The organism is Ensifer sp. Root954 (genome assembly GCF_001429005.1).
Classification (GTDB): domain Bacteria; phylum Pseudomonadota; class Alphaproteobacteria; order Rhizobiales; family Rhizobiaceae; genus Ensifer; species Ensifer adhaerens.
On the sequence record NZ_LMJM01000001.1, the window covers coordinates 670,963 to 697,125 of the forward strand.

19 protein-coding genes are annotated in these 26,163 nt (G+C 63.2%); 9 read left to right on the forward strand and 10 right to left on the reverse strand.

The window, feature by feature from the left end; genetic code table 11:
* Positions 1 to 4: 4 nt before the first annotated feature.
* Complete coding sequence (locus tag ASE71_RS02935) at positions 5 to 898, forward strand: LysR family transcriptional regulator (protein WP_060634935.1); 894 nt, start codon at positions 5 to 7, stop codon at positions 896 to 898.
* Between the two features lie 149 nt (positions 899 to 1,047).
* Complete coding sequence (locus ASE71_RS02940) at positions 1,048 to 1,899, forward strand: alpha/beta fold hydrolase (RefSeq protein WP_060519334.1); 852 nt, start codon at positions 1,048 to 1,050, stop codon at positions 1,897 to 1,899.
* A 57-nt stretch (positions 1,900 to 1,956) separates the two neighbouring features.
* Here ASE71_RS02940 and ASE71_RS02945 read toward each other — a convergent pair whose 3' ends face one another.
* From ASE71_RS02945 to ASE71_RS02975, 7 genes are all read right to left on the reverse strand, one after another.
* Positions 1,957 to 3,033, reverse strand: a complete 1,077-nt coding sequence (locus ASE71_RS02945; RefSeq protein WP_060519335.1) for an ABC transporter ATP-binding protein — start codon at positions 3,031 to 3,033, stop codon at positions 1,957 to 1,959.
* Positions 3,030 to 5,294 (reverse strand): glycoside hydrolase family 2 protein, encoded by a 2,265-nt coding sequence (locus ASE71_RS02950; RefSeq protein ID WP_060519379.1) that lies wholly within the window; start codon positions 5,292 to 5,294, stop codon positions 3,030 to 3,032. Before ASE71_RS02950 ends, ASE71_RS02945 begins: the two co-directional genes overlap by 4 nt.
* A gap of 8 nt (positions 5,295 to 5,302) precedes the next feature.
* Positions 5,303 to 6,124, reverse strand: coding sequence for a carbohydrate ABC transporter permease (locus ASE71_RS02955; protein WP_051659165.1), 822 nt, complete (start codon positions 6,122 to 6,124; stop codon positions 5,303 to 5,305).
* A complete protein-coding gene (locus ASE71_RS02960; protein WP_060519380.1) occupies positions 6,121 to 7,020 on the reverse strand; it encodes a carbohydrate ABC transporter permease in 900 nt (299 codons plus the stop codon). The genes ASE71_RS02955 and ASE71_RS02960 overlap by 4 nt, the downstream gene beginning before the upstream one ends.
* Before the next feature lie 82 nt (positions 7,021 to 7,102).
* Positions 7,103 to 8,371, reverse strand: a complete 1,269-nt coding sequence (locus tag ASE71_RS02965; RefSeq protein ID WP_060519337.1) for an ABC transporter substrate-binding protein — start codon at positions 8,369 to 8,371, stop codon at positions 7,103 to 7,105.
* A 125-nt stretch (positions 8,372 to 8,496) separates the two neighbouring features.
* A complete protein-coding gene (locus tag ASE71_RS02970) occupies positions 8,497 to 9,525 on the reverse strand; it encodes a LacI family DNA-binding transcriptional regulator (RefSeq protein ID WP_060519338.1) in 1,029 nt (342 codons plus the stop codon).
* A gap of 134 nt (positions 9,526 to 9,659) precedes the next feature.
* Entirely contained in the window at positions 9,660 to 10,547 is an 888-nt protein-coding gene (locus tag ASE71_RS02975; RefSeq protein ID WP_060519341.1) for a LysR family transcriptional regulator, read from the reverse strand.
* Positions 10,548 to 10,638: 91 nt separating this feature from the next.
* Between ASE71_RS02975 and ASE71_RS02980 the strand changes: the two genes are divergently transcribed.
* The 7 genes from ASE71_RS02980 (at position 10,639) to ASE71_RS03010 (ending at position 18,757) form a co-directional block, all read left to right on the forward strand.
* Complete coding sequence (locus ASE71_RS02980; protein WP_060519343.1) at positions 10,639 to 11,538, forward strand: EamA family transporter; 900 nt, start codon at positions 10,639 to 10,641, stop codon at positions 11,536 to 11,538.
* 202 nt (positions 11,539 to 11,740) lie between these two features.
* On the forward strand, positions 11,741 to 12,703 hold the full coding sequence (ytfQ, locus tag ASE71_RS02985) for a galactofuranose ABC transporter, galactofuranose-binding protein YtfQ (protein WP_034789595.1): 963 nt from the start codon (positions 11,741 to 11,743) through the stop codon (positions 12,701 to 12,703).
* A 133-nt stretch (positions 12,704 to 12,836) separates the two neighbouring features.
* Positions 12,837 to 14,351 carry a galactofuranose ABC transporter, ATP-binding protein YtfR gene (gene ytfR, locus ASE71_RS02990; RefSeq protein ID WP_060519345.1) on the forward strand — a complete coding sequence of 505 codons (1,515 nt, stop codon included), beginning with the start codon at positions 12,837 to 12,839 and terminating at the stop codon, positions 14,349 to 14,351.
* Positions 14,348 to 15,373, forward strand: a complete 1,026-nt coding sequence (locus ASE71_RS02995; RefSeq protein WP_060519347.1) for an ABC transporter permease — start codon at positions 14,348 to 14,350, stop codon at positions 15,371 to 15,373. Before ytfR ends, ASE71_RS02995 begins: the two co-directional genes overlap by 4 nt.
* Positions 15,370 to 16,338 carry a galactofuranose ABC transporter, permease protein YjfF gene (yjfF, locus tag ASE71_RS03000; protein ID WP_034789588.1) on the forward strand — a complete coding sequence of 323 codons (969 nt, stop codon included), beginning with the start codon at positions 15,370 to 15,372 and terminating at the stop codon, positions 16,336 to 16,338. Before ASE71_RS02995 ends, yjfF begins: the two co-directional genes overlap by 4 nt.
* Positions 16,339 to 16,353: 15 nt before the next feature.
* Positions 16,354 to 17,082: a FadR/GntR family transcriptional regulator gene (locus tag ASE71_RS03005; RefSeq protein ID WP_060519349.1), complete on the forward strand. Its 729-nt coding sequence runs from the start codon at positions 16,354 to 16,356 to the stop codon at positions 17,080 to 17,082.
* A 151-nt stretch (positions 17,083 to 17,233) separates the two neighbouring features.
* The gene (locus ASE71_RS03010) at positions 17,234 to 18,757 is read left to right on the forward strand and encodes an FAD-dependent monooxygenase (protein WP_060519351.1); all 1,524 of its coding nucleotides are present in this window, start codon (positions 17,234 to 17,236) and stop codon (positions 18,755 to 18,757) included.
* A 105-nt stretch (positions 18,758 to 18,862) separates the two neighbouring features.
* Here the strand turns inward: ASE71_RS03010 and ASE71_RS03015 are convergent, their stop codons facing one another.
* From ASE71_RS03015 to katG, 3 genes are all read right to left on the reverse strand, one after another.
* Positions 18,863 to 22,051, reverse strand: a complete 3,189-nt coding sequence (locus tag ASE71_RS03015; RefSeq protein WP_060519353.1) for an efflux RND transporter permease subunit — start codon at positions 22,049 to 22,051, stop codon at positions 18,863 to 18,865.
* A 3-nt stretch (positions 22,052 to 22,054) separates the two neighbouring features.
* Positions 22,055 to 23,167: an efflux RND transporter periplasmic adaptor subunit gene (locus ASE71_RS03020; protein WP_060519355.1), complete on the reverse strand. Its 1,113-nt coding sequence runs from the start codon at positions 23,165 to 23,167 to the stop codon at positions 22,055 to 22,057.
* Between the two features lie 405 nt (positions 23,168 to 23,572).
* Positions 23,573 to 25,780: a catalase/peroxidase HPI gene (gene katG / locus ASE71_RS03025; RefSeq protein ID WP_060519356.1), complete on the reverse strand. Its 2,208-nt coding sequence runs from the start codon at positions 25,778 to 25,780 to the stop codon at positions 23,573 to 23,575.
* Between the last annotated feature and the right edge of the window lie 383 nt (positions 25,781 to 26,163).

Here is a 26,163-nt window from a genome sequence, read left to right on the forward strand (position 1 = left end):
GCCTGTGGACTGGGAAGAACTCCATCTTGTTCAGCACTTGGTCCGCCACGGCTCGCTGAGTGCAGCGGCCCGTGCGATGGGCACCACGCAACCGACGCTCAGCCGTCGCCTCGAGGCTTTTGAGCAGAAGACGCGCAAAACGCTGTTCGAGCGGCAACCGGGCGGCCTCGTGCCGACCGCCGTGTGCCTCTCCATCCTTTCTGCGCTCGAGCACATGGAGGCGAACGCGCTTGCGGTGGAGCGGCGCCTTGCGGTGCAGGACGACGCACTTGAAGGCACCATCACCGTGACCAGCCTCGACTGGATCGGAGACTACCTCCTGGCGCCGATCCTGACCAAGTTTGCAGCAATGCATCCCGGCGTCAGCATTCACCTTTTGAACGATGGCCGGCGCTTCAACCTGTCCCGACGGGACGCGGACATCGCCTTGCGTTTCGGCAGTTTCGACCAAAACGATATCGTCGAGCGCAAGGTTGCCGATGTCGCCTACGGCCTGTTTGCAACAGAGGCCTACCTTGATCGTTTCGGCCATCCGGATGTTGCGGGCGAAGGCAGGAACCAGACGATTGTCGAGCTGGTGGAGGTGCCTGTGCGGGTATCGCTCTCGACCTGGCTGAAAGATCTTTTGCCGGAGGCGAGAGTGCTGCTGCGCACGAATTCGATCCGCTCGCAATTGAGTGCGGTTGAGACCGGACAGGCACTTGCCACGCTGCCGCACTTTATCGCCGCCGGCCGGAATGGCCTTGTGGCCCTTGACCTCGGCGTTGCCGCGCCGGTTCTGCCGCTGAAGCTCGGTGTTCACCCGGAATTACGTGAATTGCCGCGGGTGCGAAAGCTCATGGATTTTGCCGTATCGCAGTTCGCGCCCCTGCGGGTGAGCCTCAGCCCGTCAGGCTGAAGCGCCGGCGGACCAAGGCGCGACGCGTTTGTTGGGCACCGCAACGAATGCGCGAAATTTTCTTGGCTGTTGATGTCGGGAGATGACGACGTCATGCGTCTTAATCTCGAAGGCGGTGCTCAACCGCGCTGACAACAAGGAGATTGAGAATGTTTCGTACCGCTTTGATCGCTGGCGCCCTGCTCATGTCCGGCACTGCCTTTGCCGAGGCTGAGACCGTCGAAGTCAACGGCATGAAGATGTATTACGAAGTCTCGGGCGAGGGCGAGCCGCTCGTCGTGCTACACGGCGCCTACATGAACATTCCCTCGATGGGTGCGATCATCCCGAAGCTGGCCGAGACCCACAAGGTCTATGCAATCGAGTTCCAGGGCCATGGCCGCACCACCGATATCGATCGCCCGATCACCTATCCGAACCTCGCCGACGACGTCGCCGCCTTCATGGATGCGGTGAAGCTGGAGAAGGCCGATGTCTTCGGCTACTCGATGGGTGCGGCTGCCGGCCTGCAGCTGGCGATCCGCCATCCGGACAAGGTGAACAAGCTAGCCGCCGCGTCCGTCGGCTACGATGCAGAGGGCTGGCAGCCGGAATTCAAAGCATTCATCCCGCAGATGACTGTCGAGATGTTCGTCGGCATGCCCTTTGCCGAAGACTACCGCAAGCTCGCCGCCAATCCGGATGGGTTTCCCGATCTGGTCAAGAAGCTGATCCAGCTCGAAAAAGAACCGATGGCCTGGGAGCCGGATGTCAAGGCACTGAAGACCCCGGTTCTCGTCATCGCCGGCGATGCCGATGTGGCGACGTTGGAGCACACGGTGGCACTGTTCCGCCTGCTTGGTGGCGGCGCCATGGGCGACATGGGAAAGCCGCTGTCGCCTTCGCGGCTCGCGATCCTGCCGGCGACGTCGCACACCGCCGTCATCAACCAGACGGAACTGTTGGAGGCTTTCATCGAGCCCTTTCTGAAGGGTGAGACACCGAAGGGCATGTTCCCGTGACAACAACGAACGGCGCCATCTTCGCAGGTGGCGCCGCCCTCCTATGGTGGATAGCTTCTAGCGCAGGCGCCTGCCGTCTGCGTCGAACACCAGAGCGGCTGTGGGTTCGAAACGGGCGGCGATGCTGTCGCCGGACTTCAGGCCGCGGCCGTTTTTTGTTTCGATGATGATCAGTTCGCCGTCGCCGTGCCGGGCATAGGCAAAGGTCTCGCCGCCCAGATGCTCCAGCATGTCGATCGTCAAATCGAGGCTCGCCGAGCCGCTGTCGCCGAAATGCTCGGGGCGAATGCCAATGGTCACGGTGTTGCCGGGCGTTACGTCCTTGACCGCAATCGGCAGCGTCGCATTACCGAAATCCACCAGGCGGATATGTTTCTCCCCGCCCGCGTTTGTTTCGACGATCCCCTTCAAAAAGTTCATCTTCGGCGAACCGATGAAACCGGCGACGAAGAGATTGGCCGGATCGTCGTAGAGGTCGAGCGGCGAGCCGACCTGCTCGACCACGCCGCCGCGCATGACGACGATCTTGTCGGCAAGCGTCATCGCCTCGACCTGATCGTGGGTGACGTAGATGATTGTCGTTGCAAGCTTCTTGTGTAGCCTGGCGATCTCGATACGCATGTGCACGCGCAGTTCCGCATCGAGGTTCGAGAGCGGCTCGTCGAAGAGAAAGATCTTCGGGTGCCGCACGATCGCGCGGCCGATCGCCACGCGCTGGCGCTGGCCGCCCGAAAGCTGTTTTGGCTTGCGGTCGAGCAGCGGCCCGAGTTCCAGGATGTTCGCGGCTTCGCCGACGCGTTGTGCGATCTCGGCCTTCGGCACGCCGGCAAATCGCAGCGCGAAACCCATGTTCTCCCGAACCGTCATATGCGGGTAGAGCGCATAGGACTGGAACACCATGGCGATGCCGCGTTTCGACGGATCGACATCGTTCATGCGCTCGCCGCCGATCGTGAGATCACCTGACGTGATCTCCTCCAGTCCGGCGATCATCCGAAGCAGGGTCGACTTGCCGCAGCCGGATGGCCCGACGAAGACGACGAACTCACCGGTCTTGATGTCGAGGTCTACACCCTTGATGACCTCGAAGTTGCCATAGGACTTTCTGACGTGCTTAAGTTGGAGTTCGCTCATGCAGCCGCCGCCTCGTCCGACACTGCCGAAAGCTCCAGCCTTACGGTTCCAAGCCGCGTCGAGGTCACCGCGACGGCGATGCCGCCGGCAGCACCCGTCGTTTCCAGCCAGAAGCCGGTCGAACCGCCCTGGAAGATCAGGCGATCGGGGCCGAGCAGGCGGGCAGGGCCGGTGACTGTCACGTCGACCGCGTCATTGAGGAAGGGCAGGATGTTGCCGGCCTGATCGAGCGCCCGCACGATCACCCGCACGCTGTCGCGCCCTTCGGCCCGAAGCGCCGTGCTGTCGGGGACGACTTCCAGCGCCGTCGGCACCGGATCGGCGACCATGCGCAGGTTGGCGACGGGCTCGCCGTCGATAAAGCCGGTGAAGGCTGCGTCTTCCCACTTCATGCCCCAGACGCCGAGTTCGTCCTTGGTGAAGTGGCGATGGTCGATGACGACGGGCGGGTGCGGTAGATGCGGGAAGTTCTCGCGGTCGGGGCCGACGCGCTTGACGAGCGATCCGTATTTCAGCTCGACCTCGTCGCAGTTGGTGAGCACGATCAAGGGCAGCACGCCGCCGATGTTGCGCTCGCCGCGTGCCCAGAAGGTGACCGGCTTCATCACCACGCCCTCCGACGGTTCGCATTGGCTGGCATAGACATAAGCCGCGAATTTCGGCTGGCGGAACATGTCCATGACACCGTGATAGCAGATCCGGTCGCCGGAGCCGAAGTCCTTGTGGGTGTTGTAGTCGAACATGCACCAGCCGACGGCGCCTGAAATGCTTGGGTCGCCATAGGCCGCGTTCAGCACTTCGAGGTGCCGGCGCACATGCTCTGCCTGCCGTTGTTCCTGGTCGTAGATCTTCGTCGGAAACATGTGGCCGCCGAATTCGGTGATGAGATAGGGCACCTTGCGGGTGAGCCCGGTGCATTCCTGCTGCGGACGTAGCGCCGTGCGCGGGCGGTTTGCGCCCGGCAGTTCCTCGTTGCCGAGGATAAAGTCGTTCATGGTGTAGACGTCTTCGAGGTATTCGCTGTCGGTAATGTAGCGCACGCCGCCGGTCTGGCGCGTGGGGTCGAGTTCGCGTGCGAGCCGGTTGGTCTCGACGTAGAAATCATGCGAGTCCTGGGATTCGTTGATGCGCACGCCCCAGATGATGATCGACGGGTGGTTCCAGTCGCGCTCGATCATGCGGCGGACGTTTTGGATCGCCTCCTGTTTCCAGCCCTCGCCGCCGATATGCTGCCAGCCGGGGATTTCCTCGAAGACGAGCAGGCCGATGCGGTCGCAATGGTCGAGGAACCACTTGGATTGCGGATAATGCGAGGTGCGCACGAGGTTGCAATGCAGCGTGTTCTTCAGGATCTCGGCATCGCGCTCCTGCGCCGTGCGGCCCATGGCGTAGCCGACATAGGGGAAAGCCTGATGGCGGTTGAGGCCGCGGATTTTCAGCGGCCGTCCGTTGAGCTTGAAACCATCCGTGGTGAACTCGGCGGTGCGGAAGCCGAAGCGTGACGACAGCCGGTCGCTGCCGCGATCGCTGCGCAGCTGCGCTTCCACTTCATAGAGAACGGGGCTGTCGATATCCCAGAGCGAGAGGCCCTTCAGGCCCGTGATCTCAAGGGTGACGCTCTCGGCGCGGCTTTCACCGGCTGCTTCCGCCAGCACCTTGCCGTTCGCGTCCTTGAGGAGTGCCGTGACCGTGCCGGCAAAGTTGACGCCTTGCGGATTGCCGAGATCGCAGCGGATCGAGACGGACTTGGCATCGCTGAGCGCATCGCGGGTTTCGATCTTGAGATTGGCGATCGAAACGGCATCGGTGACCTTCAGCCAGACGTCGCGATAGATGCCGGCATAGGTGAGATAGTCGATGCGGCCGCCGAAGGGCGGGATCTCAGGGTTTTCGCTGCCGTCGATCTTGACCGTGATCAGGTTGTCGCCTTCCCGCAGCTTATCCGTCAGTCTTGCTTCAAAGGGCGTGTAACCGTCCTTGTGGGCGATGATCTCCTCGCCGTTGAGATAGACGACGGCGTCGGCCATGGCGGCGTCGAACACGAGCGAGACCTCGCGGCCGTGGAACTCGCGACGCCAGGTAAGCACCTTCTGATAGGTGAAGGCGCGCTGATAGGATGCCTCGTCGAAATAGTTGAACGGCAATTCCACCGCATTGTGCGGCAGGCTGACCGATTTGCCTGCCTGCAGGCGGCCAGCGCTCGCCGCATCGAAGCCTTCGGAGAAAATCCAGGTATCGTTGAAAGAGGTAACAGAACGCATGATCATTCCTATTTGACTGAGCCCAGCATTCCCTGGACGAATTGGCGTTGCATGAAGAAGAAGACGGCGAGGGTGGGAAGTGTCGCGAGAATGGTGCCGACCATGACGACGCCGTAGTCGGGGTAGTAGGCGGAAGCGAGCGAGGAGATGACCAGCGTGATCGTCTTCTGCTCGTTCGACTGCAGCACGATCAGCGGCCAGAGATAGTTGTTCCACGCCGTCATGAAGACGATGATGAAGGCCGCCGCATAGGTCGAGCGCATGACCGGCACATAGATGAACAGGAAGATCTGCCATTCCTTGAGCCCGTCGACCTTTGCGGCGTCCCGCAGTTCCGACGGGAAGGCCTTGGTGGTCTGGCGGAAATAGAAGACGACGAAGGCAGAGCCGATGGTCGGCAGCACGACAGCGAGGTGCGTGTTGATCAGCCCCGCCTTGCCCATCATGATGAACAGCGGGATCATCAGCGCGGCAAACGGGATCATCATCGTCAACAGAAGGGCGCTGTAGATCCTATCGCGGTGGCGCGAGCGGAACATCTCGAAGCCGTAGCCAGCCAACGACGACACGGCGAGCGTCAGCACCGTCGCGAGAATGGCGATCTTGGCCGAATTCCAGAAGACCAGCGGTGCGTTCACCTGGGTGAAGAAAGTGGCGATGTTGGTGGCAAGCGCGCTGCCCGGCATCATCCTGCCCTTGATGATGTCGATCGAAGAATTGGTCGCGCCGAGCAGCATCCAGACGAAGGGAAAGATCGAGAGAAAGGCCATCAGCCCGACGAAGCCGTAGGTGACGATGGTGCCGACGATACGTGTGGTTCCGTTGTTCATCGGTCGCGCTCCCGTGCCGCGAAGAATTGCAGGCAGGCGAGCAGGGCGACGAGCACCACGATCACATAGGACACCGTCGCCGCGTAGCCGAAATTCGGCATGAAGCGGAAGGTCAGGTTGTAGATATAGAGCGACAGGGTCAGCGTGGCGTTGGACGGTCCGCCCTTGCCTTCGGTGAGGTTATAGACCTCGTCGAAGAGCTGGATCGTGCCGATCGTCGAGATGATCGTCGTGAACAGAATGACGGGCTTCAACAGCGGGATAGTGATGTGGGTGAAACGCGCCCAGGCAGGCACGCCGTCTATCCGCGCGACCTCGTAGATCGACTTGTCGATGTTCTGCATCGCCGCGAGATAGAAGATCATGTTGTAGCCGGTCCAGCGCCAGGTGATGGCGAGGATGACGAGCACCTTCGCCCAGAAGGGATGGGTCAGCCACGGGATCGGCGAGGCGATGAGGCCGATCGCCTCGAGCGTCGAGTTGACGATCCCGTCGAGCGCGAACATGCCCTTGAACAGCACCGAATAAGCAACCAGCGAGGTGACGCAGGGCAGGAAGATGGCGGTGCGGAAGAAGCCGCGGCCGACGAGTTTCGGATTGTTGAGCAGCGACGCAAGGATCAGCGCCAGCAGGATCATGATCGGCACCTGCACGACGAAATAGGTCAGCGTGTTCGTCAGTGCCTTGATGAAGACCGGATCGTTCCAGAGGCGGACGATGTTCGAAAAGCCGGCGAATTTCAGCATCATGCCGCGGCCGGACTGGAACGACATCCACAGCGACCAGACGATCGGATAGATCATGAAAAGGGCGATCAGCCCGAGTGCCGGCGCGACGAAGAGCCAGCCATTGACGTTGTAATATCGGCCGATGCCGCCGCGACGCGCGAGAGCCATCATCATCCCCATGGATAGCAGGAGCCGTTGGCCGCGGCGTATTTACCGCGACCAGGAGCAATGCAGATAATCGCCGCGGCGATTACTGGACCTGTGCGCTGACCTCGGCGTCGATTGCCTTCAGGATGTCGTCGACGGGCGTTCCCTGCTGCAGTGCCGGAAGCTGTGCGGTTACGGCCGTGTCCGCCTCGTTGGTGAAGACGCCGTAGTTGACCGAGGGGACCTTCGCGAGCCAGTCGGAGAAGTTCTGCCAGACCTTTTCGCCACCGAAGAAGGCATCGGCCTCGCCATAGGCGGCCCCGCCGCGGGCAGCGAGCAGTGAGCCGACGGCGCCGCGGTCCGTAAGGATCGTCTGGTAGAAGTCGACGTCCTTGGCGTAGACCTCGTTCAGGAAGTCGATCGCTTCGGCCTTCTCGGCTGAGCTTTCAAGCACGTACCAGCTCGAGCCGCCGAGGTTCGAGGCGTGCGTCGCGCCGTCGATCGAAAGCGCCGGGATCGGTGCCACGCCCCATTTGCCCGACTGGTCCGGCTGCGCCTTGACGGTGCCGGTGATCCAGACGCCGGTGATGACGGTGGCGACATCGCCGGACGTGAAGGTACCGACCCAGTCGGCCCAGCCGGCGGCGGGCTTGTAGATGTTGGCGGCCATGATCTTGCCGACCGTTTCAAGCGACGCCTTCAGCGCTGCGTTGCCGGTGATGTTCGTCTTGCCTTCCTTGTCGAAATACCATTGCCCGGCCGATTGCATGATGATGCGCACGAGCCCGGCGTCGGTCGGGTCGAGACCCATCATTTTCTTGCCGGTCTTGGCTTCGACCTGCTTTCCGATCTCGATGAAGCGATCCCAGGTGATGCCTTGCATGTCCTCCGGCTTGAAGCCGGCCTGCTCCAGATAGTCCTTGCGGTAGTAGAGACCGGTGACGCCGGAATCGAACGGCATGCCGTAGACCTGGCCATCCAGCGTCATCAGCTCGACCTTGTAGGGAGCGAAGCCGGAGTAATCGACGGTGCCGGAGAGCGGCGCGAAGGCGCCGGGGAAGGACTGCAGATATTTCTGCGCGCCGTAGTCCTCGATGAGAACGATATCCGGCAGGGCGTCTGCGGTGCCGGACGAGAGGCCGGTCTGCAGTTTCTGCTCGACGTCGGCCTTGGCGAAATCGACAATGTTGAAGGTCACGTCCGGGTGCGTCTTGGTGTAGCGCCCGCCGGCCTCCTTCATGATCGCGACGTTGAAGTTCGGATCCCAGCACCAGATGGTGATTTCCTTGGCCTCGGCGGCCGTGACGGCCAAGAAGCTGGCGCCTGCAAGCGCGATGGCGGCAAAGCGCGGCAGATAGGTACGCGTGTCCATAGTTTCTCCTCCCTCGAAATTCGTTCCCCGAGACGTTCCTCCTGGTCTCGGCGCGGAGTATTTCGCAAAATTCTGGAGAAGGCAATATTTCAGTAAATTTTTACCACGCGTTTTTACCGACCGTTTTACGCACCGGGAGCGGCGGCTCTCACCATCGTGCTGCCGCGCCAGACCATCTCGGTTCCGAGGATCACCTTCTTCGCCACGTCTCGCCCGGTCAGCCGCTCGACCAGGAGGTCAACGGCGGTCTCGCCGATCACTTCGGCGGGGATCTTCACCGTCGAAAGCGGCGGCCCGAGAAACTGGGCGACAGGAATGTCGTTGAAACTCGCCACGGCAACATCGTCGGGGATCCGCAGGCCCATTTCGTGAATCGCGCGGTAAGCGCCGATCGCCATATTGTCGTTGCAGGTGACGAGGATCTTGGGCGGATTGGGCTTCGACAGCATCGCCTTGGCGAGCGTATAGCCGCTGTCGGGCGTCAGCTTTTCGACCATGCAGAGTTCGGGATCGTAGAGGCCGGCCTTCGTCATCCATTGTATGAAGGCGCGGCAGCGACGCTCCGAATGGATGTCGTCCTTGTCTCTGAAAGCGTCGATCCAGCCGAGAAAGCCGATGCGGCGGTAGCCCATGCCGTAAACGCCGTCGAGCAGGCGGTTCATCGCGATCGAGACGTCGCTCATCACGCTGTCGTCGACGTCATCGTCGGGGGTAAAGTCCGCAAAGACCAGATGGCGGCTGTACCGGCGCAGCCAATGGACCTCTTCGCCATAGTGGTGGCCGACGGCGACGACGCCGCTGGCGCCCTGCAGGATCGCGGCCTCCGGCAGGTTGCCGTTGTGGAAGACCTTGACCACCTCGATCTTCAGCGCCTGACAGCGGTTTTCGATGCCGAGCCGGACGCCGACATAATAGGGGTCGATCAGTTCCTGGGCGGGTTGAAGGAAGTGCACCAGCGCGAATTTCAGGCCCTGCATTGCCCCGGCGCCGCGGCCGCGGTTGCGTGGCGTCGCATAATTCAGCGCCTCGGCCGTTTCGATGATCGCCTGTCGCTTCTTGGTGGAGATCGAGAGGGTCGGATCGTAATTCAGCACCCGAGAAACAGTCGCCGAAGAGACCCCGACAGCCGAAGCGATTTCCTTGATTGTTACCATGTCCAACGTCCTGCCCGCCGCCGCGGCCCTCCTTTCGGGCGCGGCGCAATTTTTATTTAGTAAAATTTTGCCTGGGGTTTTTCAATCGCTGGGCGTCTTATTTCGTTCATGGAATGGGGCGCAACCGCGCGTGGTCACGCCGCGCGGCCAATTGCCAAGGCCTGCGCTTGCAGTTCGTCGGAAAGAAACGCCCAAAGAGCCGAGACCGGGCGGGACGCCAGACCCTGATCGTCGGCGGCGAAAAGCCCAAGCTCGATCACCGGGGCAGGGGGCAGACCCTCTTCACCACCGAGAACCCGCATCGTGTTGGTACGGATGTTGAGATCGAGGAGAACGGCTATGCCGAGGCCCGCCTCGATCATCGACTGGATGGAAGACAGGCTGGCGCTCGTCAGCACCGTGCGCCAGGGGCGATCCCCGCCCTTCAGCGCATCGATCATCTTCTGCCGCCAGGTGCAGACGCCGTCGAAGGTGATGAGTGGCAGAGGCCCTTCCGCCGGCACCTCGAAACCGCGCGCCGCGACCCATCGGAGCGGCAGTCGCCAGGTAAGGATCGCCTCGCCGCGGATCAGCGCCGGGTCGCCGATCGCGACATCGAGCCGGCCCTGCGACAGCTTCTCCGACAACACGGTGCTTTCGGTCACCGTCAGTTCGAGCGCGACATTCGGATGGCATTCGGCAAACCGTTGCAACGCTTTTGGTAGCGAGCCGACCGCGATATCCTCGATCATGCCGAAGCGGATCGGTCCCTGGACGGCCTGCCCGGCAAGCGCCCGCCGGGCGCCGGCGCTCAGGCCCAGCATCTTCTGCGCATAGGGCAGCAGCACATGCCCGGCTTCGGTCAGGTCCATGCCCCTTGCATTGCGGTTCAGGAGCTTGGCGCCGAGATCGTCCTCCAGCCGGCGCAACTGCATGCTGACGGCCGCTTGCGTCCTGGCCAGCCGCTGCGCAGCGCCGCTGACGCTGCCGCATTCGGCGGTCACGACGAAGGCGCGCAAAAGGGCGATATCCAGATCATGCATATAACGATCCCTTATGAAGGTATCACAATTATTAGCGTTCCTTATTGTGCCGGGATTGTTATGTCTGTTCAAGCCCAAGGGGAGAACGGACATGGCGGAAACAGAGACGACAGCGGATAGCGCGTGGAGCGAACCGGGTGCGACGGATGACACCAACGGGCGCGTCACGCTTGCCATCGTCTTCTGCCTGCTCTCGATGTCGAGCGTGCAGTTTGGCGCAGCCCTTTCGAAGCCCGCCATGGAAAGCGTTGGAGCCTTTGGCGCAACCTGGCTGCGGCTATCCTGGGCGGCCGCCTTCCTGCTCATCCTCGTCCGCCCGCCTTTTCTGCGCTACACCCGAGCGCAATGGATTTCCGCGCTTTCGCTCGGCGCGACGATGGCGGTGATGACGCTCTGCTTCTTCGCGGCGATCGCCCGCATTCCCCTCGGCCTTGCCGTGGCGATCGAGTTTCTCGGTCCCCTGACGGTCGCTGCCGTTTTCGGCGGCCGTGGCTGGCGCCTGCTTTGTCCCGTTATCGCTGCGGCCGGCGTGCTCTGCCTCTCCTGGGACGGTTCCTCCTGGGTCGCAGATACGCGCGGGCTTCTGTTCGCCTTCGGTGCGGCGATCGGCTGGGGCGGCTACATCATACTGATGAAGCAGGCTGGCCAACGCTTCAAGGGACTGGAAGGGCTCGCCGTTTCGCTGCTGTTTGCCGCGCTCTTTGCGACGCCGTTCGGCCTGTCTCAGGTGCAGTCCGGCTTCTCCTTCGACATGCTCTTGATGACGGCCGGGCTTGCCATCCTGGTGCCGCTGCTGCCTTATGCGCTCGAATTCATGGCGCTGCGGCGCATGCAGCCATCGGCCTTCGGCATCCTGATGAGCCTGGAGCCGGCGATCGGCGCGGGTGCCGGCTTAATCGTGCTGGGTCAGGCGCTTTCCCTCAACCAGATCTTCGGCGTGGCCCTCGTCATGCTCGCGAGCGCCGCCGGAACCTTGCTGGCGAAAGCCTAGAGCGCAGCAGCCAGGCTGTTTTGCCTGCCATCGGCTTTCTGAAACTCCCAGTTGGGGGCTGGCGCTTCAGCCCGCCGCGCCAACCTCTCCAAAAAAATAGGCGCGTTGCGCACGACAGGCGAGATGTGCCCGTTTACAAAAGTAATATTATATGATTTTTTCTCGCTGGCTGCGTGGAGGCAGCTTTCTTTGGGAGGAAATCATGAAAATCGCCAAGGCACTTGCGAGTGCAACGATCCTTGCTGCCTGCACGTTTGGCAGCGCATCCGCCGCCGATCTGGTCGTCGGCTTTTCGCAGATCGGCTCGGAGTCCGGCTGGCGCGCCGCCGAGACGACACTGACCAAGCAGCAGGCCGAACAGCGCGGCATCGACCTCAAATTTGCTGACGCACAGCAGAAGCAGGAAAACCAGATCAAGGCGATCCGCTCCTTCATTGCGCAAGGGGTGAACGCCATTCTCGTGGCGCCAGTGGTTGCAACCGGCTGGGACGAAGTGCTGCAGGAAGCCAAGGACGCGGAAATTCCGGTCATCCTGCTCGACCGCACGGTCGATTCGTCGAATGAGCTTTACCTGACGGCCGTCACGTCCGACCTCGTGCATGAGGGCAATGTTGCCGGCAAATGGCTGGTCGACACGACGGCGGGCAAGCCCTGCAACGTCGTCGAGCTTCAGGGCACGACCGGCTCCTCGCCGGCGATCGACCGCAAGAAGGGATTTGAACAGGCGCTATCCGGCCACGACAACCTGAAGATCATCCGCAGCCAGACCGGCGACTTTACCCGCACCAAGGGCAAGGAAGTCATGGAAAGCTTCCTCAAGGCTGAGGACGGCGGCAAGAACATCTGCGCGCTCTATGCCCACAACGACGACATGGCCGTCGGCGCCATCCAGGCAATCAAGGAAGCCGGCCTGAAGCCGGGCAAGGACATCCTTGTCGTGTCGATCGATGCCGTTCCGGACATCTTCCAGGCGATGGCCGCCGGCGAAGCCAATGCCACGGTCGAGCTGACGCCGAACATGGCCGGTCCCGCTTTCGATGCGCTTGCCGCCTTCCAGAAGGACGGCACCGCGCCGCCGAAGTGGATCCAGACGGAATCGAAGCTCTACACGCAAGCCGACGAGCCGCTGAAGGTCTACGAGGAAAAGAAGGGCCTCGGCTACTGACGTCGGCCGTGGCCCGCGCTGCTTCTCGCGCGGGCCACGCTCTTTCCCGAGTTTCCGTCTGAAGAGCACAGCTTGCCGCAGCTAGGCGCTGTGCTTCTCGTCAGTAGATACCAGCATCGCGGAGACGGTATCGATGCAGACCAGTGACCACATTCTCCAGGCGATCCGGATCGAAAAGACTTTTCCGGGGACCAGAGCCCTCGACAAGGTCGATTTTCACCTCAGGCGCGGAGAGGTTCATGCGCTGCTTGGCGAAAACGGTGCCGGCAAGTCGACCCTGATCAAATGCCTGACCGGCGCCTATCGTCGCGACGGCGGCGCCATCCTGCTCGACGATGCCGAGGTTGATCCGCGCGACACCTTCGAAGCCCAGGCGCTCGGCATCGGCACGGTCTATCAGGAGGTAAACCTGCTGCCGAACCTGACGGTTGCCGAGAACCTCTTCCTCGGGCGCCAGCCGCGCCGCTTCGGCATGGTCGACGCCCGTGCCATGAATCGGCGGGCACGGGATCTGCTTGCCGATTATGAACTCGACATCGACGTCACCCGCGATCTCGCCAGCTATTCGGTGGCGATCCAGCAGGTGGTCGCCATTGCCCGCGCCGTCGATCTCTCCGGCAAGGTGCTGATCCTCGACGAGCCGACGGCGAGCCTCGATGCGCATGAGGTGGCGATGCTGTTCCGCATTATCCGGCGCCTCAAGGCACGCGGGCTCGGCATCGTCTTCGTCACCCACTTCCTCGAACAGGTCTATGAGATTTCCGACCGGATTACCGTGCTTAGGAACGGGCAGCTCGTCGGAACGCGTGAAACCGCCAGTCTCGATCGCCGCGAGCTGATTGCGATGATGATTGGCCGCGAGCTGGCGGCGGAAATCCACGCGCCGCGCGCCGAGGCCCAGCAAGGGCCGTTGCGCTACCGCTTCCGAAACTACGGCCGCAAGGGGCGCGTCCGACCCTTCGACCTCGATGTCCGGGCCGGCGAAGTGGTCGGCATGGCCGGCCTGCTCGGCTCCGGACGGACGGAGACCGCCGAGCTTCTCTTCGGTGCCCATCGCGCTGACAGCGGCGGGGCCGAGATCGATGGTCGTGCGGTCGATCTCTCGTCGCCGCGCGCTGCCATTCGCCATCGCTTCGGCTTCTGCCCGGAGGATCGCAAGACTTCGGGCATTATCGGCGATCTCTCGGTGCGCGAAAACATCGTGCTGGCGCTGCAGGCCCGCCGAGGCTGGACGCGGCCGATCTCGCGGGCGGAGCAGAACCGGCTGGCGGACCACTATATCCGCGCGCTCGATATCCGCACGGCCGATCGGGAGAAGCCGATCAAGCTTCTGTCCGGCGGCAACCAGCAGAAAGCGATCCTCGCGCGCTGGCTCGCGACCGAGCCCGAATTCCTGATCCTCGACGAGCCGACGCGCGGCATCGATGTCGGCGCCCATGCGGAAATCGTCAAGCTGATCGAGGCGCTGCGCGAGAAGGGCCTGTCCCTGATCGTCGTCTCCTCGGAGATCGAGGAACTGGTCGCTTACAGCACCCGGGTCATCGTGCTTCGCGACCGCGCCCATGTCGCCGAACTCGACGGCAGCCGCATCACTGCCAGTGAGATCGTCGAAGCGATCGCCGCAACCAATGAAAGGAGGACGTCGTGACGTCGTTCCTCAGGCTCTATTTCAACCGGTTGCTGCCGCAGCTGATTGCGCTCGGCATAATCGTCGCGGCGGTATCACTGGTGTTTCCCGGCTTCCTCAACCTGCAGATCCAGAATGGCCGCCTCTATGGCAGCCTCATCGATATCCTCAATCGCGGCGCGCCGGTGGTGCTTTTGGCAATCGGCATGACGGTCGTCATCGCCACCAAGGGCATCGACCTCTCGGTTGGCGCGGTCATGGCGATCTGCGGCGCAACGGCCGCCGCGGCGATCACGTCGGGACACTCGCTCGCCGCGACGCTGCTGATCACGCTTGGCGTCGGTATCCTTTGCGGTCTCTGGAATGGGGTGCTGGTCGCGGTGCTCGACATCCAGCCGATCATCGCGACGCTGGTGTTGATGGTCGCCGGCCGCGGCGTCGCCCAGCTCATCACCGAGGGGGCGATCCTGACCTTCAACGACCCCGGCCTCGTCTTCATCGGCAGCGGTTCCTTTGCCGGCCTACCGATGCCGGTGGTGATCTGGTTGATATTCGGCATATTGACTGCGCTGCTCGTAAGGCGGACGGCGCTCGGCATGCTGATCGAGGCGATCGGTGTCAATCGCCAGGCGAGCACGCTGTCCGGGGTGCTGACGCCTGTGCTGTTGATCGCCGCCTATGTGCTTTCCGGTCTCTGCGCTGCCATCGCCGGCATTATCGCCGCCGCTGACATCCGCGGTGCGGATGCCAACAATGCCGGTCTGTGGCTGGAGCTCGATGCCATCCTTGCGGTCGTCGTCGGCGGCACGTCGCTGCTCGGCGGCCGCTTCAGCATCGCCGCATCGGTGCTCGGCGCGATCATCATCCAGGCGATCAACACCGGCATTCTTCTCTCCGGCTTCCCGCCAGAGTTCAACCTGATCATCAAGGCCGCGATCATCGTCTTCATCCTGGTGCTTCAGTCGCCGCGCTTCCGCACGGCCTTTGCCTTCCTCGTGCCGGCGCGCGGTGCGAGAAACCCGAGCGAGCGAGCCGCAAAATGAAGCCGAAATATCTTCCGCTCACGGCAACGCTCGTGATCTTCCTGCTCGGCTACGCGCTTTGCGTGGCGCAATATCCGAACATGCTGTCGACGCGTGTCATCGGCAACCTTCTGACGGACAACGCCTTCCTCGGCATTGCCGCTGTCGGCATGACCTTCGTCATCATCTCCGGCGGCATCGATCTTTCGATCGGCTCGGTGATCGCCTTTACCGGCGTGTTTCTCGCCGTCGTGCTGGAACACACGAGCATCCACCCGCTCATTGCCTTCGCGATGGTTCTGGCGATCGCGACGCTCTTCGGCGCCGCGATGGGGGCGATCATCCACTATCTGGAAATGCCGCCGTTCATCGTCACGCTGGCGGGCATGTTCTTGGCGCGGGGCATGGCCTTCGTGTTGTCGATCGACAGCATTCCGATCAAGCATCCCTTCTACGCGACCTTGAAGGCGCTCTACTTCAAGCTGCCGGGCGGCGGGCGCATCACCCTGATTGGCGGCCTGATGTTGCTCGTCTTCGCGATCGGTATCCTGATCGCGCACCGCACACGCTTCGGCACCAATGTCTATGCGCTCGGCGGCGGCACGGCGACGGCGCGACTGATGGGCGTGCCGGTTGCGGCGACGACGATCCGCATCTATGCGCTCTCGGGCCTGCTTGCGGGATTGTCCGGCATCGTCTTTTCGCTCTACACCTCGGCCGGCTATTCCCTTGCCGCCGTCGGCGTGGAGCTCGACGCCATCACCGCGGTCGTCATCGGGGGCACGCTTTTGACCGGTGGTTCGGGCTTCGTTGCCGGCACGCTGGTGGGCATCCTCATTCAAGGGTTGATCCAGACCTACATCACCTTTGACGGATCGCTGTCGAGTTGGTGGACGAAGATCTTGATCGGCCTTCTGCTCTTTGCTTTTATCCTGCTGCAGAAGGGTATCATCTTCGTTTCGCGCCAGCGCCAGCAGCGGGCGTGAGGCAAGGGTCGCGCGATGTGGCCGTCCCCCCATCAGCCGCGCAAACGCACGAGCCACCGGCTCGTGGTCGAGGAACTCGGCCAGGCGGTGGTCGGAGGGGAATTCGCTGTCGGGGATATCCTGCCGGGCGATGTGGAGCTGGCGGCACGCTTCAACGTTTCGCGCACGGTCCTGCGCGAGGCGATGAAGACACTTGCCGCCAAGGGGCTGATTGTCGCCCGCGCTCGCATCGGCACGCGCGTGATGCCGCAGGCAAACTGGAACCTGTTCGATGGCGACGTGCTTTCCTGGCATTTCCGGGCCGGCGTCGATGAGGCGTTTCTCCGCCATGTCAGCGAGGTCCGCCTGGCGCTCGAGCCCTATGCGGCCGGACTGGCGGCACGCCGCGCCACGGACGCGGATATTTCCCAGATGATGCGGCTGGCCGTTGCCATGGGCGATGCCGGCCATAGCGCGCAGACGCTGGCGCGTGCCGATCTAGAATTCCATCTCCGTCTGCTCGAAGCGTCGCTCAATCCGTTCATGCAGACCGTCGGCAGCCTGATCGAGGCAGCGCTGATGGGTGTCTTTCAATTGAGCAACACGGCCGCCGATGGCGCCGAGATCGACCGCGTCGCTGTCGCGCATATCCGCATCGTCGAGCAGATCCGCCTGCGCAACGAGGAAGGTGCACGGGTTGCGATGGAGCAGGTGATCCGCGTCGGCCAGCAGCAGTTGATCGCCAATTTGAGGGCACGCGCCTGATCCGCAGCCGCGTCCGCCGGGCAACGCACAAAGCGGAATCCGCTGCGCTGCTTGGCATTTGCCGTCGCCTGCGCGTAGGCTGCCGTTGTGGGCGGAGAAACCCAAATCCCGATGCGACCGGGCCGCCGACAGAGCGAGCGGGGAGAGCAGGGTGAAACAGGATGTGCTGATCGCCGGCGCGGGACCGACCGGCCTGGTGCTGGCTCTCTGGCTGACCGCCCAGGGTGTCAAGGTCCGCATCATCGACAAGAACGTTGGTCCCGGCCCGACATCGCGGGCGATGGTGGTGCACGCGCGAACAATTGAGCTTTACCGGCAGCTCGATCTGGCCGATGCCGTGCTCGAGGCGGGTCACCGCAACCCTTCGGTCAACCTCTGGGCGAAGGGCAAGGTCAAGGCGCGGATATCCTTCAGTCCGACCGGCGGGAAAATGACGCCCTATCCCTTCGTTCTTGTCTATCCGCAGGATCATCACGAGCGGCTGCTCGAGGCCCGCCTGGCGGCCTTGGGCGTCAAGGTCGAGCGGCAGACCGAGCTTGTCGAGTTCGAGCATGACGCCGCCGGGGTGAGCGCTCGCTTGCAGTTGCCCGATGGCGGCTCGGACGTTTGCACGGCGCAGTATCTTGCCGGGTGCGACGGCGCGCGCTCGCCGGTCCGGCACGGACTGGAGGTCGATTTTGCCGGCGGAACCTACGACCAGACCTTTTACGTCGCTGACGTCGAAGTGAGTGGGGCGACTGCGAATGGAGAAGCCCATATATCGCTCGAAACCGGTGATTTCGTCGCCTTGCTCGCCTATGCCGAGGGGCGGGGCCGCCTCATCGGTCTGGTGCGGGAGAAGCGGGAGGATGCAGACGCACTCACCTTCGCCGATGTGAGCCATCGCGCCATCGAAAGCCTTCGCCTCACCGTCGACAAGGTCAACTGGTTCTCCACCTACCGTGTGCATCATCGTGTCGCCGATCGCTTCGGGCGCGGGCGCGTGTTTCTGCTCGGCGACGCTGCGCATGTGCATAGTCCGGTCGGCGGCCAGGGCATGAACACCGGCATCGGCGACGCCATCAATCTGGCCTGGAAGCTTGCAGCGGTGCTGAAGGGACAGGCGCCGGACCGCCTGCTCGCCAGCTATGAAGGCGAACGGATCGCATTTGCCCGCCAGCTTGTCGAAACGACCGACCGGCTGTTCACCTTCGTGACGGCCGAGGGCAGCGTCGCGGATTTCCTGCGCGTCCACGTCGCCCCAGCCTTGACTGGTGTCGCCTACCGCGTCGGCGGTGTCAGAGAATTCCTGTTTCGCATCCTGTCGCAGACGCAGCTCAACTATCGCGGCGGCCCCTTGAGCCGGAGTGCGCGGGGCCGGGTGCAGGGCGGCGATCGGCTGCCCTGGCTAGGCATCAATGGCCTCGACAATTACGCTTCGCTGGCGGCCATCGCCTGGCAGGTGCATGTCTATGGCGAGGCGCATAACGACATAAGAGCTTGGTGCGCGGCCAAGCACATGCCGCTTCACGTCTTCCCATGGGGCGAGCAACAGGCCGCCGCCGGCCTGGCGCGGGATGCCGCTTATCTGTTGCGTCCGGACAGCTATGTGGCGGTGGTTGCGGACCGAGCGATGCCGGAAGCCCTCGAAGCCTACTTCGCCGAACAGGGGATCCGCCTGTCGGCGCCGGCTTGAGATTTCCCGAGACGGCGGCGCGGTGCGCCGCCGATGCTTGGTCGCAAGGGGCGTCAAGCTGAGACGAGAGATACGATCCCTTGTCGGCTTGAACTCGACCGGCCGTCAGTGCCCGGCCGGCGTCTCGGCCTTGCGTTCCGCTGCTTCGCCTTCAACGGCCGGATGCCGGGAAATGCCCACGAGCTTGTGGCCGCGCTCACGCAGCCACTGGAAAGCGACGTAGAGCGCCGGAATGACGAAGATGCCGACGAGCGCTGCGGCAAGCATGCCGCCAGCGACACCGGTGCCGACCGCGCGCCGACTGAGTTCGCCGGCGCCCTTGGCGACCACCAGCGGCACCAGGCCAACGATGAAGGCGAAGCTCGTCATCATCACGGCGCGGAAGCGGGCGCGGGCGCCTTCGATCGCCGCATCGACGATGCTTGCTCCAGCCTCGCGGTGCGCCTTGGCAAACTCGACGATCAGGATCGCGTTCTTCGAGGCGAGCGCGATCAGCACGACGAGGCCGATCTGGGCGTAGATGTCGAAGGACAGGCCCGCGACGAGGACGGACAAGAGCGCGCCCGAGACGCCGAAGGCAACCGACAGGAGCACCGGCACGGGGATCGTCCAGCTTTCGTAGAGCGCGACGAGGAAGAGGTAGGCGAACAGCACGGCCATTGCCAGGATGGCGGTGGTCTTGCCCGCCGCCTCTAGCTCCTGCAACGCCGTTCCGGTCCATTCATAGCTGTAGCCGGGCGGCAGGGTCGAGGCCGACAACGCTTCCATGGCGGCAAGCGCCTCGCCCGAGGAGTGGCCGGCGGACGGCTGGCCGTTCAGCGTGATCGAGCGATAATTGTTGTAGCGCACGATCGACTGGGGACCGACGATATAGTCGACCTTGGCGACCGAGGCGACCGGCACCATGTCGCCGCTCGTATTGCGCACGTGCAGGCGCTGGATGTCGTCGACGGCGTTGCGGTCGGCTTGCGCCGCCTGCATCGTCACCTTCCAGGTGCGGCCGAAGAGGTTGAAGTCGTTGACGTAGTAGCTGCCGAGCGTGCCCTGCAGCGTGGTGAAGAGGTCGCTGACCGAAACGCCGAGGGCCTGCAGGCGGTCGCGGTCGATATCGAGATAGAGCTGCGGCGAGCTTGCCGAATAGGTGGTGAAGGTCGGCCCGAGCGCCGGGTTCTGGTTGGCGGCGATAATCAAGCCGCCCGCCGTTGCCGAAAGATCGGCGACGGAACGGCCCTGCAGATCGAGCAACTGGTACTCAAAGCCCGAGCCGGTGCCGAGGCCCATGATTGGCGGCAGGTTGAAGGCGAAGATCTGCGCGCCGCGGATCGCCTGGCCCTTGACCATGGTCGTGCGGATCGCCGCCTCGACGCCGGCCGCATCGCTCAGGCGTTCCGCAAAGGGTTTCATCGTGACGATCGCGAAGGCCGAGTTGGACTTCGACAAACCGTCGAGGAAGGAGTAGCCGGTGACGGTGATGACGTTGGCAACGCCCTCGATGCCGCCGAGCATCGTCTCGACCTGTTTCACGACTTCGTCGGTGCGGTTGTAGGAGGCGCCTTCCGGCAGACGGATTTCCGTGAAGAACGCGCCCTGGTCTTCCGCCGGCAGGAAGCCGGTCGGCACGACCTTGAAGAGGAAGCCCGTGGCGACGAAGGCGACCGCGAGCAGTGCCAGGCCAATGATGGCGCGCCGGGCGATGTGTCCGGCGACGAAGGCATAGCCGTCACGCCCCTTGTCGATGGTCCGCGAGATGTAACCGAGGATGCCGCGCTTCGGCCCATGATGGGGTTTCAAGAGCACCGCGCAGAGCGCCGGGCTGAGCGTCAGCGCGTTGATCGCCGAGATCACCATCGACACCGAGACGGCGACGGCAAACTGCTGGAACAGCTGGCCGCTGAGGCCAGGAATGAAGGCGACGGGCACGAAGACGGAGAGCAGCACGAGCGTGATGGCGACGATGGCGCCGGTGATTTCGCCCATCGCACGCCTTGCCGCTTCTGCAGCCGAAAGGCCTGGATTTTCCTCCATCACCCGCTCGACGTTTTCGACGACCACGATCGCGTCGTCAACGACGATGCCGATCGCCAGCACCATGGCAAGCAGCGACACGGTATTGAGCGAGAAACCCATGGCGAGCAGCACGGCGAAGGTGCCGATGAGTGCGACGGGAACGGCAACGAGTGGGATCAGGGTCGCCCGCCAGTTTCCGAGGAACAGGAAGACGATGATGATGACGAGGATGAAGGCCTCAAACAGCGTCTCCTCGACGTTGTCGACGCTGGCTTCGACAAACTGGGCTGTGTCGTAGGAGACCGAATAGGTGAGGCCCGGCGGGAAGGATTTCGACAATCGTTCCATCGCCTCCTGCACGCCCCTGGCGGCAGCAAGCGCGTTGGCGCCCGGCGCCTGGTAGGTGCCGATCATGGCGACCGGTTTGCCGTTGATTCGGGCGTTCGAATCAGAGCTGGCGGCGCCGAGCTCGACGCGCGCGACGTCGCGGATGCGCACATAGGAGCCGTCGGGCCGTGCCCTCAGAACCACGTCCTCAAACTGTTTGGGATCGGTGAGGCGCCCTTGCGTCTGGAGATTGAGCTGGAACAGCGGGTCGTCGGTCATCGGCTGGGCGCCGATGCGGCCGATCGCGGCCTGGACGTTCTGGGCCTTCAGCGCATTGATCACATCGGTCGGCGTCAGGTCGAGGCTGGTCATGCGGTCGATGTCGAGCACGACGCGCATCGAGTAGTCCTGGGCGCCGAAGAGCTGGGCATCGCCGACGCCGGGCACGCGCTTGACCGTATCAAGCACGTTGATCGTGGCGTAGTTGGACAGGAACAGGCTGTCGAAGTTCTGCTTCTCGTCCGCTGCAAAGATCGTGACGACCTGCATCAGCGCGGAGGACTTCTTGCGCACGCTGACGCCGCTCTGCTTGACCTCGGAGGGCAGGCCGGCCTCGGCGAGCGACACGCGGTTCTGCACGTTGACGGTGGCGATATCAGGATCGGTGCCGACGGCGAAGGTGACGGTCAGCGTATAAGAGCCGTCGGCGCCGCTCGTCGACTTCATGTAGAGCATGTCGTCGACGCCGACGACCTTGCTTTCGATCGGCTGGGCGACGGTGGTTTCGACCACGTCGGCGCCGGCGCCGGGATAACTGGCGGTGACGCTCACCTGCGGCGGCACGATATCGGGGAACTGGGCGATCGGCAGACGGGTGAGCGCAAGCAGACCCGCCAGCGTCAGCACGATGGAAATGACCGTGGCGAAGCGCGGGCGATCGATAAAGATCTCTGAAATCATCGCTTAGCCACCTGCTGCCGTGGCTGCATCGACGGTGATGCCGGGCCGCACCTTGCCGGCGCCCTCTGTGATGACGTTCTCGCCTTCCTTGAGGCCCTTGCTGATGACCGCCTGGCCGCGGGCGTTGCGTGACACGTCGATGCGGCGAAGCTCGACCTTGGAGCTGGCGTCGACCACCAGAACGAAGGCGCCCTGCTGGTCACGCTGGACCGCCTGCTGCGGCACGGCAAGCACGTCCTGCTTGTCGGATTGTTCGAGCATCACCCGCACCAGCGCACCGTCGAGCAGGATGCTGTCCGGATTGGGGAACTCGGCGCGCACGGTCACCGTGTCCGTCCCTTGCGAGACGTTGCTGGCGATAAAGTTGATCGTGCCTTTTTGCTTGTACTCGGTGCCGTTCGGAAGGCCGAGCCCGACATTGGCGCCGCCGCTGATCTCGCCCTTCAGCACCCGTTCGCGATAGGTGAGGTAAAGTGCGGTCGCCACCGGAAACTGGACATAGATCGGGTCGAGCCGGGTCAGCGTGACGAGCGGGCCGCTGTCCGGGCCGACGAGGGCGCCGACATCGGCCGCCGTCAGGCCGACGATGCCGTCGAAAGGCGCCGTGATCTTCGTATAGGAGAGGTTGAGGTCGGCGTTGTCCTTGCTGCCCTTGAGCCGGATCAGGTCGCCTTCGGCTTTCCTGACTTGCGCGTGCGCTTCGTCGACCTTGGCTTGGCTGATCGTTTTGCTGGTGAGGAGTTGCTCGGCGCGGTCGCGCTCGAGGATCGCGAATTCCTTGGCGGCTTCGGCCGCCTCGATCTGCCCTTCGATCTCCTGCACCGCGGCGCGGTAGGCGCCGTCTTCCACCCGGTAGAGCTCCGTGCCCGCCGTCACCTTCTGCCCTTCGGTGAAGTTGACCGCCTCGAGGAAACCCGAAACGCGGGCGCGAATGTCGACCTTCTGGATCGCCGTAACCTTGCCCGTCAGATCCACGCTCTCGCGCAGGTCCATGATGGTGGCCGGCGCCACGACCACGGCTGGCGCCTGCTGCGCCAATGCCGTTTGCGCGGAAAACCCGATCGCGACAAGCAGTGCTGATGATAGTGAAAGGGCAGGAATTCTCGAACGACGCATGCAACGTTCCCCCTGAACGAAACAGCTGGAGATAAGATCAGTCCTTGGCAGTGCATTGAAATCAGAACATGTTCTCCGCGCCAAGTCACGCAATCATGGGTTGATTTAAGTGGAGGCTTGCAAAGATGATGCAAATACCCGCGAAAGGCGGGTTCAGAGAGAACTTGTCACAAAAGCAATGATTTGCCGGACCATCGTGCGTTCACGGCAGAGGGAGGCGACAGGCTGATTTTGTCGGATTTCGGTTGAGGGAAGTGCGTGGAGGCGAACGTTTTACGTGTGCCACATCGTCACAATTGACGAGACCGGTCTGCAACCTCCGGTGACAGTTCCGCGGAACCGTCGAGTAGGCAGGTCCCGGCGCGATGCCGGGACCAAGCTTAGTACTGTTGCCGGATAGAGCCGTCAGACGAGGTCGAAACGGTCGGCGTTCATCACCTTGTTCCAGGCCGCGACGAAGTCGCGTACGAACTTCGCCTTTGCATCCGCCTGGCCGTAGACTTCGGCGATGGCCCGCAGCTGCGAGTTCGAACCGAAGACGAGATCGATGCGTGTGGCCGTCCGCTTGACGTCGCCGGTTCTGCGGTCACGCCCTTCGAAGACATCCTTCGCGTCGGACGTCGCCGTCCAGGCCATGCCCATGTCGAGCAGGTTGACGAAGAAGTCGTTGCTGAGCGTTTCCGGACGATCGGTGAAGACGCCGTGGGCGGTCTGCCCGTGGTTCGCGCCGAGAACGCGCAAGCCCCCGACGAGCACGGTCATCTCCGGCGCGGTCAGCGTCAGCAACTGCGCCCTGTCGATCAGCAGCTCTTCCGGCGAAACCGCGTACTGGGCCCGCTGGTAGTTGCGGAAGCCGTCGGCGATCGGTTCGAGAACCGCGAAGGACTCGACATCGGTCTGCTCTTGCGTCGCATCCATGCGGCCAGGCGCAAAGGCGACCTCGATGTCGTGGCCGGCGGCTTTGGCTGCCTTCTCGACCGCTGCGGCGCCGCCGAGCACGATCAGGTCGGCGAGCGACACCTTCTTGCCGCCGGACTGGGCGTCGTTGAAACTACGCTGGATGCCTTCGAGGACCTCGAGAACCTTCGCCAGCTGCGCCGGCTGGTTGACCTGCCAGTCCTTCTGCGGGGAAAGGCGGATGCGCGCGCCATTGGCGCCGCCGCGCTTGTCCGAGCCGCGGAAGGTCGAGGCCGACGCCCAGGCGGTCGAAACCAGTTCGGAGACCGAAAGGCCCGAAGCGAGGACCCTGGCCTTGAGATCGGCGATATCCTTGGCGTCGACGAGCGGATGATCGACGACCGGGATCGGATCCTGCCAGATCAACTCTTCGGCCGGCACTTCCGGGCCGAGATAGCGGGCGCGCGGACCCATGTCGCGGTGCGTCAGCTTGTACCAGGCGCGGGCGAAGGCGTCGGCGAAGGCATCCGGGTTCTCGTAGAAATGCCGTGCGACCTTCTCGTAGGCCGGGTCGACGCGCAGGGCAAGGTCGGTCGTCAACATCGACGGCGCGTGGCGCTTGGATTTGTCGTGCGCGTCCGGCACGGTGTTGGCACCCATGCCATGCTTCGGCGTCCACTGGTGCGCGCCGGCCGGGCTCTTCGTCAGTTCCCATTCGTAGCCGAAGAGGTTCCAGAAGAAGTTGTTGCTCCATTTGGTCGGCGTCGTCGTCCAGGTGACTTCGAGGCCGCTCGTGATGGTGTCGCCACCACGGCCGCTGGCGTAGGTGCTTGCCCAGCCGAGGCCCTGTTCCTCGATACCGGCAGCTTCCGGCTCGCGGCCGACATTCGCCGCATCGCCGGCGCCATGGGTCTTGCCGAAGGTGTGGCCGCCGGCGATCAGCGCCACGGTTTCCTCGTCGTTCATCGCCATGCGCGCGAAGGTTTCGCGGATGTCACGCGCGGCGGCGAGCGGGTCCGGAGTGCCGTTCGGGCCTTCCGGATTGACGTAGATCAGGCCCATCTGAACGGCGGCGAGCGGGTTCTCGAGGTCGCGGTCGCCCGAGTAGCGCTTGTCGTCGAGCCAGGTCTTTTCCGTGCCCCAGTAGATGTCTTCCTCCGGTTCCCAGACGTCGGGGCGGCCACCGGCAAAGCCGAAGGTCTTGAAGCCCATAGACTCGAGCGCGCAGTTGCCGGCGAGGATCATCAGGTCGGCCCAGGAGATGCTGTTGCCGTATTTCTGCTTGATCGGCCACAGCAGCCGGCGTGCCTTGTCGAGGTTGGCGTTGTCCGGCCAGCTGTTGAGTGGCGCAAAGCGCTGCTGTCCGGCGCCCGCGCCGCCGCGGCCGTCACCGGTACGGTAGGTGCCGGCGCTGTGCCAGGCCATGCGGATGAAGAGCGGGCCATAGTGACCGAAGTCGGCGGGCCACCAATCCTGCGAATCGGTCATCAGCGCGAAGAGGTCGCTCTTCACCGCCGGCAGGTCGAGTTTCTTGAATTCCTCGGCGTAGTCGAAGGCTTCGCCCATCGGATCGGACAGCGAAGAGTTCTGGTGCAGGATCTTCAGGTTGAGCTGGTTCGGCCACCAGTCGCGGTTCGAGGTGCCGGGCGACTGTGCGCTCGTCTGGGCTCCGTGCATGACGGGACATTTGCCCGTTTTGTCGGCTTTCGCGTCCATTTTTATCTCCCTTCAAGATGACGTAAATTTTGGATGGGTCAGAGGAAAAGCGCCAGGCGCTGACAGGCGCCCAGCCGAGCCCGCGGCCCGGCATGTCTGGTGCCGTCGGTGGTTGTCATTCCGCGAAGCGGTGTCGCCACTGGCTGCGTCTCCCTCATTGTGCCGTAGACTCTATCAAAGTGGTTCCATTAATTTAAGTTGGATTTCCTGATTGTGGCGATAAGCGGATCCTATCGCCAATGGACGTGGGTCCCATGGGCGCATGCTTGCAGCCCTCCATGCATTTTTGATGACGTTCGAGCGTTGCCGATTGCAGCCGATACAAGAAAATTGTTGCACTGCACTCCCGCCAAACTTGCGGAAGGTAGCGCCAATGGTTAGTC